Here is a 10,094-nt window from a genome sequence, read left to right on the forward strand (position 1 = left end):
ACGTCTGCAACCAGCAGCGCCGTCATGTTGACGATGCGGCGAACCGTGGCCGAAGCCGTCAGCACATGCACCGGCTTGGCCGCGCCGAGCAGCATCGGACCAATCGCGATGTTGTTGCCCGCCGCGGTCTTCAGCAGGTTGTACGAGATGTTGGCCGCGTCGATGTTCGGCAGCACCAGCAGGTTCGCGTCGCCTTCGAGCGTCGAGTCGGGCAGCACTTCGCGGCGCAGATTCGCGTCGAGCGCGAGGTCGCCGTGCATTTCGCCGTCCACTTGCAGTTCCGGCGCGCGCTCGCGCAGGATCGCCAGCGTGTCGCGCATTTTCTGCGCGGTCGGCGCATTGCTCGAGCCGAAGTTCGAATGCGACACCAGCGCGACCTTCGGTTCGATACCGAAGCGGCGCACTTCCTCGGCTGCCATGATCGTGATCTCAGCGAGCTGCTCCGGCGTCGGATCGACGTTCACGTGCGTGTCGACCAGGAAAATCTGGCGGTTCGGCAACACCAGCGCGTTCATCGCCGCATAGACCTTCGCGCCTTCCTTCTTGCCGATCACCTGATCGATGAAGTGCAGGTGGCGATGCGTGGTGGACACCGTGCCGCAGATCATGCCGTCCGCCTCACCCTTCTCTACCAGCATCGCGCCGATCAGCGTGGTGCGGCGGCGCATTTCGAGCTTCGCCATCTGCTCGGTGATGCCCTTGCGGGACATCATCTTGTGATATTCCTGCCAGAAATCGCGGTAACGCTCGTCGTGGTCCGTGTTCACGACCGTGTAGTCCTGCCCCGCGACCAGACGCAGACCGTAACGCGCGATACGCTGCTCGATCACCGCCGGACGCCCGATCAGGATCGGCTTCGCGAGCTTTTCGTCGACGATGATCTGCATCGCGCGCAGCACGCGCTCTTCTTCGCCTTCGGCAAACACGATGCGCTTCTTCTCCGGCTCGACGCCACGCGCCAGCTGGAAAATCGGCTTCATGGTCGTGCCGCTGTGATACACGAACTGCTGCAGATGCTGTTCGTACGCTTCCATGTCCTCGATCGGACGCTCGGCCACGCCCGAATCCATCGCGGCCTTCGCCACGGCCGGCGCGACCTTGACGATCAGGCGCGGGTCGAACGGCTTCGGAATCAGATAGGCCGGACCAAACGAGAGATCCTGGATGCCGTACGCGGTCGCGACGATATCGCTCTGCTCCTGGCGGGCCAGTTCGGCAATCGCATTGACCGCGGCGATTTCCATTTCACGCGTGACCGTCGTCGCGCCTGCGTCCAGCGCGCCGCGGAACAGGAACGGGAACACCAGCACGTTGTTCACCTGGTTCGGGTAGTCCGTGCGGCCCGTGCAGAGCACCGCGTCCGGACGCACTTCGAGCGCCAGTTCCGGCAGGATTTCCGGGGTCGGGTTGGCCAGCGCCAGGATCAGCGGCTTGTCAGCCATCTGCTTGACCATGTCCTGCTTCAGCACGCCGCCGGCCGAGAGACCGAGGAAAATGTCCGCGCCGCCGATCGCCTCAGCGAGCGTGCGGGCATCGGTTTCTCGTGCGAAGCGTTCCTTGTCCGGGTCCATCAGTTCGACGCGGCCCTTGTAGACCACACCGGCCAGGTCAGTGACGGTGATGTTTTCGAGCGGCAGGCCGATGTCGACCAGCAGATCCAGACAGGCCAGCGCCGCCGCGCCCGCGCCGGAGGACACCAGCTTGACCTGCTTGATGTCCTTGCCGACCACCTTCAAACCATTGGTGATGGCCGCCGCGACGACGATGGCCGTACCATGCTGGTCGTCGTGGAAGACCGGAATCTTCATGCGCTTGCGGCATTCGCGTTCGACGATGAAGCAGTCCGGCGCCTTGATGTCTTCGAGGTTGATGCCGCCAAACGTCGGTTCGAGCGCGCAGATCACGTCGACCAGCTTGTGCGGGTCGGACTCGTTCAGCTCGATATCGAACACGTCGATGCCGGCGAACTTCTTGAACAGGACGGCCTTGCCTTCCATGACCGGCTTCGAGGCGAGCGGCCCGATGTTGCCGAGACCCAGCACCGCGGTGCCGTTCGTGACGACGCCGACCAGGTTGCTGCGCGCGGTGAAACGGGCGGCATTCAGCGGGTTTTCGACGATTTCCTCGCACGCGAACGCGACGCCCGGCGAGTAGGCCAGCGCGAGGTCGCGCTGGTTGATCATCTGCTTGGTCGGGGCGATCGCGATCTTCCCGGGGGTCGGGAACTCGTGATAATCGAGAGCGGCTTCGCGGAGTTTGCTATTGACGGGAGTCGACATAAGGCGGGCTTCGAAGGGCGGATTAGAATAGACGTTCGACGGCATTGTAGCCCCAATTGCCGGCCCAATTCCTTCAATACGGGTACAACTGCCGCGACCGAAATATAGCGAAAGGCAGACGTGGCGCGCTTTGGGCCAACCACTCGTTGAATCGGAGTTGAGTGCGAATAGGGTGTTTACCCGCGTGCATCCCCGTACAATGCGCGCCGTTGGCGATTTTTCGTTGCACTTATCCGTCCACCCATTGCCACCATGCTCTCCGAGTTTTCGCTGATCGATCGCTTCTTCGCCCGCCGCGCCGCCGCTGCGTCGTCCCGTGCTATTGAAGGCGCGCTCGGCATCGGCGACGACTGCGCCCTGCTCGCGCCGCGCCCGGGAGAAATGCTGGCGATATCGACGGACATGCTGGTAGAAGGCCGCCACTTCTTTCCCGATGTCGATCCCGAGGCGCTCGGGCACAAGACACTCGCGGTGAACCTGTCGGACCTGGCGGCGATGGGCGCTGAGCCGCAAGCGTTCACGCTGGCGTTCTCCTTGCCAAAGGCCGACGAGGCATGGCTCGCCGCCTTCAGCGATGGACTCTTCGCGCTGGCCGAGCGCTACGGCTGCGATCTGATCGGCGGCGACACGACCGGTGGCCCATTGAATCTGTGCGTCACCGTGTTCGGCAGCGTGAAGCCGCAAGCTGCGCTGCGCCGCGATGCCGCTCAGCCGGGCGATGACATCTGGATCTCGGGTACGCTCGGCGACGCGCGTGCGGGGCTAGGCGTGCAGCGCGGCGAGTGGTCCGCCGATGCCAGCGACACTGCGACGTTTCGTCGCGCCCTCGAACGCCCGGAGCCACGCGTCTTCCTGGGCATCGCGTTGCGAGGCATCGCACATGCAGCACTCGATCTATCGGACGGGCTCGCCGGCGACCTGCTGCACATCCTGGAACGTTCGAACGTGCGCGCCACGGTCGACGTCGACGCCGTGCCGCGTTCGGCCGCGCTGCGCCGCCTCCCACCCGAGATCCAGCAACGTTGCACGCTAGCCGGCGGCGACGATTACGAGCTGTGCTTCACCGCGCCGGTTGCAGCGCGCGCCAAGGTCGAAGCAGCCGGCCGCGAGGTGGCAATTCCGGTCACCCGCATCGGTACAATAAGCGCTCTTCAATCGGCGGCCGACCGCCCGGCGATAGGCTGGCGCAATGCCGCCGGCGCGCCCCTCACTTTGACGTTGCAAGGCTTCGACCACTTCCATGCAGACTGATCCCCCGCTGGTCCCCGCCGACGATCTCATCGGCAATCCGCCGCCCAATGCGTCTGGCCCGCGCGCGCCGCGCCCTCAGCCGCGCCGCGCCACCGCGCGCTTCATGCTGTCGCACCCGCTGCACATTCTGTCGCTGGGTTTTGGCAGCGGCTTGTCGCCGGTTGCGCCGGGTACGATCGGCACGCTGTTCGCATGGGCATCGTTCGCCGTCCTGAGCCGTTACCTGACCGTGATCGAGTGGGGCGTGCTGATCGTCGCCGGCTTTTTCGGCGGCATTGCGATTTGTGGCTTTACCGCGAAGAAACTGGGCACCGACGATCCGTCGCCGGTCGTCTGGGACGAAATCATCGCGTTCTGGCTGGTGCTGCTGATGGTCACGCCGGTCACGCTGTCCGGGCAGCTCGCGGCGTTCATCGTGTTCCGCTTCTTCGACATGGTGAAACCGCCGCCGATCGGCTATTTCGACCGCCGACTGAAAGGTGGCTTTGGCATCATGTTCGACGACCTGGTCGCCGCGTTTTTCACGTTGCTCGTGATTGCGCTCTGGCGCATGTCGGTTTAACCGTTTGGCCGGTGCCGGCCAGCCGCCGCCCGCCGGCCGGCCGCCTCCCTCAGTAGTTCCTCGTTTTCCGGATTGACGCCATGCCTACCGATTCCGTGGTTCACCAGCTCGCGATTCGCGTGAGCAACCGCCTGCGCGACGAGCGCCTGATGCTCGTCACCGCCGAATCCTGCACAGGCGGCATGGTAGCGACCGCGATCACCGATATTTCCGGCAGCAGCGGCTGGTTCGAGCGCGGCTTCGTCACGTATTCGAATCAGGCGAAGTCCGAAATGATCGGCGTGCCGGCCGACCTGATCGACAAGCACGGCGCGGTCAGCGAGCAAGTGGCACGCGCGATGGCCGAGGGCGCGCTGCGCAACAGTCGCGCGCAGGTGTCGGTGTCGATTACCGGTGTCGCCGGCCCGGGCGGCGGCACTGAAACCAAACCGGTCGGCATGGTGTCGTTCGGCTGGAGCAATCGGCTGCATACATCGGTGGAAACCAAAGTCTTCAAGGGCGACCGCGAGAAGATCCGCGTGCAGGCCGCCGCGCACGCGTTGCGCGGCGTGTTGGCCCTGCTCGACGAGCGCGAACATTAACGTCCGGTTCAAAACCTGAGGCGCCGCCCACGATGCCCAAGACGTCTACTTCACCCGCAGCCAAAGACGAGTTGATCCGCCGCTTCGATCTGAAGCCGCATCCGGAAGGTGGATTTTTCAGCGAGACGTATCGGTCCGCGGAGGCAGTGCGCCGCGATGACGGTTCAACGCAGACACGCTCGGCGTCCACCGCGATTTACTACCTGCTCTGCGACGGCGCGCATTCGGCGTGGCATCGGATCAAGTCCGACGAGGTCTGGCATTTCTATGCCGGCGAACCATTGAACGTCCACGTACTCGACGAAGCGGGCTCGCTGATCACGCACAAGTTGGGCAATGCGCTGACGCATTCGGATGCCGTGTTTCAGGCGGTGGTGCCCGCGGGTCTGTGGTTTGCCGCGGAATGCGCGGACCCGGCGACGTTCGCGCTGGTGGGCTGCACGGTGGCGCCGGGGTTTGAATTCAGCGAGTTCGAGCTGGCGAATGTTGAAGCGCTGAAGGCGCAACATCCGCAGCATGCGGCGTTTATTGAGCGACTGGGGCCGGTTACCTGATCCGCATCGACAGAAGGCAGCGGCTCGGGCCGGTCGCTTGATCAGCCTGGACCGACGCAGAGCCTGCGACCAGCGGCAACACGAGCGTCAACAAAACATAGGCCGGCGCCGTTTGCGTGAACGGCCTCGACAGAGCCAAAAATTCGGGCCGGCCGCTGGGCCAACCCGAACAACAGCAGGCATCGATTCACAGGCCGTCGCTCACGACGGCCGCCGACCATCACCGAAACGCATTGATCCGGTCACGCGTTTCCATCGCGGCTTTCGCTGCGGCCTCGGCGAAATCGTCGTCCTTGCCGGCGTAAATAATCGCCCGCGACGAGTTGATCAGCATGCCCGTGCCGTTCGCCGTACGGCCGGCGTTGACCGTCGCCTGAACATCGCCGCCTTGCGCGCCGATGCCCGGAATCAGCAGCGGCATATCGCCGACAATCCCACGCACCACTTCGATTTCCTTCGGGAAAGTCGCGCCGACCACGAGACCCAGTTGGCCGCTCGCGTTCCACTTGTCCGCCGCCAGTTGTGCGACGACCTGATACAGCGGACGCCCGCCCGTCTCCAGAAACTGCAGATCCGAACCGCCCGCGTTCGAGGTCCGGCACAACACAATCACGCCCTTGCCCGCGTGTTCCAGATACGGCTCGATCGAGTCGAAACCCATATACGGATTCACCGTCACCGCATCCGCCTGATAGCGCTCGAACGCCTCGCGCGCGTACTGCTCGGCGGTGCTGCCGATATCGCCACGCTTGGCGTCCAGAATCACCGGCAAGCCCGGATGGTTCGCATGAATGTGCGCGATCAGCTGCTCGAGCTGGTCTTCCGCGCGATGAGCGGCGAAGTACGCGATCTGCGGCTTGAACGACGACGCATACGGCGCGGTCGCATCGACGATGGTGCGGCAGAAGTCGAAAATCGCCTCGGGACGGCCCGCGAGCGCACCCGGGAATTTGCTGGGCTCGGGATCGAGGCCGACACACAGCAGCGAGTTCGTGCGCTGCCAGGCGTCGTTGAGTGTCTGGATGAAATTGGACATGGTGAGTCTCGCGGCGAGCCGATAACGGAAGAGGCGCGTATTTTACCCGTCCTGCGCGGGAGGCCGCGGCCAGGCGTCATGCCAACCCGCGCTGAGACGGCCCGGGCTTGCCCCGGATCATGACGGGCGTTCCGTTTCGCAGCCGCGGTATCCATGCCCGCCCCCCACAGCGTGGCGCCTTGCCTCGGGCCGGAACGCGCGCTCCCGTTCCGCAGCCGCTGCCATCCGTGCCCGCCCCGGAGCGTGGCGCCTTGCCTCGGGCCGGAACGCCGGCTCCCATTCCGCCGCGCCCTGCTCGCCCGCTACTGCTTGCGCCGCGAACCCCGCGCACCCGGCATCGAGCGCAAACCGGTGCGCTCAACGCTGAAGCGGAACGTGCGCGTCAGGCGCTCGCCGCGTCCCAGCATCGTCATGCCGTTCTCGCACGCGCCGCCGGCCAGATTCATCGCGTTGATCGGATGATCGACCGGCTCGAAGCAGAAGAAGTCTTCGCCCGGTGGGGTGTACAGCACGTAGTAGTCGGTGTCGGCGGCGATATTCAGCGACAGGCGCCGCTTCGGCCACACCACCGCCGCCTGCCCGCTCCAACCCGTGAACGCGTGATTGACGATGGCTTCCGGCAGCGGATACGCCACGCCGAATTGCCACGCGGGCGGCGCCTGCACGTGACGCACCGGCAGCCAGTCGTCGCCGGAGAGCCACAGGCCGCCGGCCGCCGCCGATAGTTCGGTATCCGCGTCACGCACGAAAAATGGATGCACGCCCAGCCCGAAAGGCAGCGCCTCGCGGCCGGCATTCTCGATATCCAGCGTGATGACGAGCGTGGGGCCGTCCAGCGCATAGGTTTGCGTCGCGCGGAATGCGTACGGTTTGCCGTCACGGCGATCGAGCGTCAGACGGACATTTTCACGGTCCGACTCCGCGACCTGCCAGGCGGAGAGCCAGCCGTCGCCATGAATCGGAAAGGGTTCGTCGGCGCGATTTTGCGGCACCTCGACACGCCGCCCCGCCACATTGAAATGACCGCCGCCGATCCGGTTCGAATATGGCAGCAGCGGATAGCAGGCCAGCTGGTTCGGCTCGGTATCGGCCGTGACATGGCGGCAGCGCCGGAAAATCGGCGTGAGCGCGCCGTCGTTGCGCCAGTCGAAACGGGTGACGCCGCCGCCGAGCGTCGGCGCAACGTCGAGGCGCAAATGCGCGTTGGCAAGCGTGATGCACGCGAGCTCGCCGCCGCTCGTCTCACCGACTGCAACCGCCGACGTACTGGGACCCGGAAGCACCGGATTGGCCGCCGCGTTGAGTCGCGCGCGTCGGGTCTGAGAAGAAGCGGAAACAAGATTCGCAACAGTCATATCTGGCTCCATCGAGAGGCGTGGGACGTTGCCGTCATTGCTGACGGGTGCTGTTGGGCGATTTTTTGAACCGATCGCCTCTGGGTCCGAACTGCATGCTGCCGATTTGCTGCCGATTTGCTGGCACTGGGTTTGCGACTGCGGTTGCGACTGCGACTGCGACTGCGACTGCGGTTGCGACTGCGGTTGCGTTTGCGTTTGCGTTTGTAACATCAACTGCTGATTCACTTAAAGCCACTGCTCTACTCCCCTCCGCTGCCGCCTCGACACCGAGGCTGCGTCATTCTGCGCTATACAGGCGCACCTTGGAACACTGGCTCGGGCAAACCGCGCCGTCCGGGCGTTGCGATGAACACACCGCCAGCATGAGAATCGTCCGCGAGCGCAGCAGCGTCGAGACCGGTGCGCGCGCTCGTAACATACAGCGTGCCCAATTGCACGCGCTCCGAAGGAAGCCCCCTTGCGGGACCGCCAAACGCGACGCAACTCGGCTGCGCGGTAGGCACGTCAATGCGCTCGGTTTCCACGCCGTCGGGGCCATATCGCACCACTCTCCGGCCGCCCCATTGCGCGTTCCACAAACCGCCGTCGCGGTCGACGGTCGAGCCGTCGGGCTCGCCGGTCGCGTCAGTCAATTTCGTGAACACGCGGTCGTTGTCGATGCTGCCGTTCGCACGATAGTCGCAGACGCGGATTTCACGCGTCGGCGAATCGCAGTAATACATCGTCGCGCCGTCAGGACTGAACGCGATGCTGTTCGAGATCGCCGGTGCGGGCAGTGCCAAACGCTCCAGCGACAAATCGTGATTCAGGCGATAAAACCCGCCAACCGCTTGCAGCGGCGAGCCTTCGTCTTTCGTACCGAATACGAAACGGCCCTGACGGTCGCAACGGCCGTCGTTCACACGCGTATTCAAGCCGGGTTCGACGTCGACGATACGCTGCGTCTCGCCGGTTGCCAGATCGAAGAACGCCAGATGCGTCGCCAAGCCGAGCAGCAGGTAGCGCGGATCGGCACACAGCGTGAACGTGGCAAGCCGCTCGGGCATGTGCCAGGAGGTGCTGCTGCCGTCGCTCGGGTCATAGCGCCAAAGGCGCGCGCCTTCGATATCGGTCCAGTAGAAGCGGCTGGTTTTCGCGCACCACGTCGCGCCCTCGCCGAGCGTGCATTGCGTGTCGAGCAGCAGTAACGCGCCAGGTAGAGGCAACCCCGCAGGCGATCCCGCGTGCGTGTCCGCACTCACGCCCAGCCTCCGTCGACGATGATGTCCTGCGCGGTGATCATCCTGCTGTCGTCTGCCGCGAGGAACAGCGCCATGCGAGCGAGGTCGGCCGGTAGCAGTTCAGCGTCGATGCACTGGCCTTCCTTGATCGAGCGCCGGCCCGCGTCGTCGAGCCACAAACGCTTCTGCTTTTCCGTCATCACCCAGCCCGGCACCAGCGTATTGACGCGAATGTTGAAATGACCGAGGTCGCGCGCGAGGCCACGCGTCAAACCCTGCACCGCCGATTTCGACATCACGTACACCGGATAGCCGCCGTTCTTCAGCATCCAGCTGATCGAGCCGAGGTTGATGATCGAGCCGCTGTTGGCGGCTTTCATGTCTTCCATCACCGCCTGCGCAGCAAAAAACTGGTGACGGATATTCACCGCAATGCCAGCGTCGAAAAACTCGCGCGTCACTTCACCGATCGCGTGGCGCTTGTCGTTTGCCGCGTTGTTGACGAGCACCTGAATCGGACCGAGCGCGGCTTTGACATCCGCGATCGCTTTCTGCAGCGCGTCGACATCGGCCAGATCGCACGGCAGGAACAGCGGCTTGTGTTTCGAATCGCCGAGTTCATCGGCGAGCGCTTCACCCGCGGTCGCATCGATATCGAAAAACGCGACGCGCGCGCCCTGCGCCGCGAAATGCTCGACGAACGATGCGCCGATACCGGTCGCGCCGCCCGTAATCAACACGGTTCGGTCGACGAGACTCGGATAGCGGGCAAACGCGCTGTCCGCGAGGCGGTCGTTTGCATTGGCCGGAGACGACATCGTTCGATTCCTTTTAGAGCAAAGTAAGTAAGGCGCGCATTGAGTCGCGGGTTTAGTCCCGCGAGCCGCGGTTCTTCAACTGGTCGAGCAGCACAGCGGCGAGCAGAATCGCGCCGCGCACGAGGTACTGGTAGAACGCGTCGATGTTCATCAGGTTCATCACGTTCTCGACCGTACCCATGATCAGCACACCGATCACGACACCGGAGATCGTCGCGCGACCGCCGAGCAGCGACACGCCGCCCAACACGCACGCCGAAATCACATTCAGCTCGAAACCTTCCGCCGCATTCGGCTGACCCGAAGTAATCCGCGAAGCCAGAATCACACCGGCCAGCGCAGTGACGGCGCCCTGAATCAGGAAGATATAAACGCGCGTGCGTTCGACGTTGATACCGGCAAGACGCGAGGCCTCAGGATTGCCGCCGATTGCCA

Annotated in this window: 10 protein-coding genes; 4 read left to right on the top strand and 6 right to left on the bottom strand. The window is 64.3% G+C overall.

The features are described from left to right. Nucleotides 1–2,324 (bottom strand): NADP-dependent malic enzyme (locus HHL24_RS42445; protein WP_169491215.1); only part of this gene is annotated, 2,324 nt, incomplete at its 3' end. 207 nt (nt 2,325–2,531) lie between these two features. On the opposite strand from HHL24_RS42445, the gene thiL reads away from it, so the two are divergent. From thiL to HHL24_RS42465, 4 genes are all read left to right on the top strand, one after another. Then, complete coding sequence (gene thiL, locus HHL24_RS42450; RefSeq protein WP_169491216.1) at nt 2,532–3,530, top strand: thiamine-phosphate kinase; 999 nt, start codon at nt 2,532–2,534, stop codon at nt 3,528–3,530. After that, complete coding sequence (locus tag HHL24_RS42455) at nt 3,520–4,092, top strand: phosphatidylglycerophosphatase A family protein (RefSeq protein WP_206003274.1); 573 nt, start codon at nt 3,520–3,522, stop codon at nt 4,090–4,092. The genes thiL and HHL24_RS42455 overlap by 11 nt, the downstream gene beginning before the upstream one ends. Nucleotides 4,093–4,172: 80 nt before the next feature. Next, entirely contained in the window at nt 4,173–4,673 is a 501-nt protein-coding gene (locus HHL24_RS42460) for a CinA family protein (RefSeq protein WP_169491217.1), read from the top strand. A gap of 32 nt (nt 4,674–4,705) precedes the next feature. Next, a complete protein-coding gene (locus HHL24_RS42465; RefSeq protein ID WP_169491218.1) occupies nt 4,706–5,227 on the top strand; it encodes a cupin domain-containing protein in 522 nt (173 codons plus the stop codon). A 220-nt stretch (nt 5,228–5,447) separates the two neighbouring features. Here HHL24_RS42465 and pyrF read toward each other — a convergent pair whose 3' ends face one another. From pyrF to HHL24_RS42490, 5 genes are all read right to left on the bottom strand, one after another. Beyond that, the gene (gene pyrF, locus HHL24_RS42470) at nt 5,448–6,263 is read right to left on the bottom strand and encodes an orotidine-5'-phosphate decarboxylase (RefSeq protein WP_169491219.1); all 816 of its coding nucleotides are present in this window, start codon (nt 6,261–6,263) and stop codon (nt 5,448–5,450) included. Between the two features lie 302 nt (nt 6,264–6,565). Then, nucleotides 6,566–7,618, bottom strand: a complete 1,053-nt coding sequence (locus HHL24_RS42475) for an aldose 1-epimerase (protein WP_169491220.1) — start codon at nt 7,616–7,618, stop codon at nt 6,566–6,568. A 290-nt stretch (nt 7,619–7,908) separates the two neighbouring features. After that, the gene (locus HHL24_RS42480; protein WP_407947560.1) at nt 7,909–8,868 is read right to left on the bottom strand and encodes an SMP-30/gluconolactonase/LRE family protein; all 960 of its coding nucleotides are present in this window, start codon (nt 8,866–8,868) and stop codon (nt 7,909–7,911) included. Further along, on the bottom strand, nt 8,859–9,659 hold the full coding sequence (locus HHL24_RS42485) for an SDR family NAD(P)-dependent oxidoreductase (RefSeq protein ID WP_169491221.1): 801 nt from the start codon (nt 9,657–9,659) through the stop codon (nt 8,859–8,861). The genes HHL24_RS42480 and HHL24_RS42485 overlap by 10 nt, the downstream gene beginning before the upstream one ends. 52 nt (nt 9,660–9,711) lie before the next feature. Beyond that, nucleotides 9,712–10,094, bottom strand: a 383-nt coding sequence (locus tag HHL24_RS42490; protein WP_407947559.1) for an ABC transporter permease subunit, incomplete at its 5' end; no start/stop codon positions are given.

The organism is Paraburkholderia polaris (assembly GCF_012927345.1).
GTDB lineage: Bacteria > Pseudomonadota > Gammaproteobacteria > Burkholderiales > Burkholderiaceae > Paraburkholderia > Paraburkholderia polaris.

Bases quoted from the DNA above. Each gene is read 5' to 3' on its own strand.
- thiL (WP_169491216.1), top strand. From the start codon at position 2,532: ATGCTCTCCGAGTTTTCGCTGATCGATCGCTTCTTCGCCCGCCGCGCC.
- HHL24_RS42455 (WP_206003274.1), top strand. From the start codon at position 3,520: ATGCAGACTGATCCCCCGCTGGTCCCCGCCGACGATCTCATCGGCAAT.
- HHL24_RS42460 (WP_169491217.1), top strand. From the start codon at position 4,173: ATGCCTACCGATTCCGTGGTTCACCAGCTCGCGATTCGCGTGAGCAAC.
- HHL24_RS42465 (WP_169491218.1), top strand. From the start codon at position 4,706: ATGCCCAAGACGTCTACTTCACCCGCAGCCAAAGACGAGTTGATCCGC.
- pyrF (WP_169491219.1), bottom strand. From the start codon at position 6,263: ATGTCCAATTTCATCCAGACACTCAACGACGCCTGGCAGCGCACGAAC.
- HHL24_RS42475 (WP_169491220.1), bottom strand. From the start codon at position 7,618: ATGACTGTTGCGAATCTTGTTTCCGCTTCTTCTCAGACCCGACGCGCG.
- HHL24_RS42485 (WP_169491221.1), bottom strand. From the start codon at position 9,659: ATGTCGTCTCCGGCCAATGCAAACGACCGCCTCGCGGACAGCGCGTTT.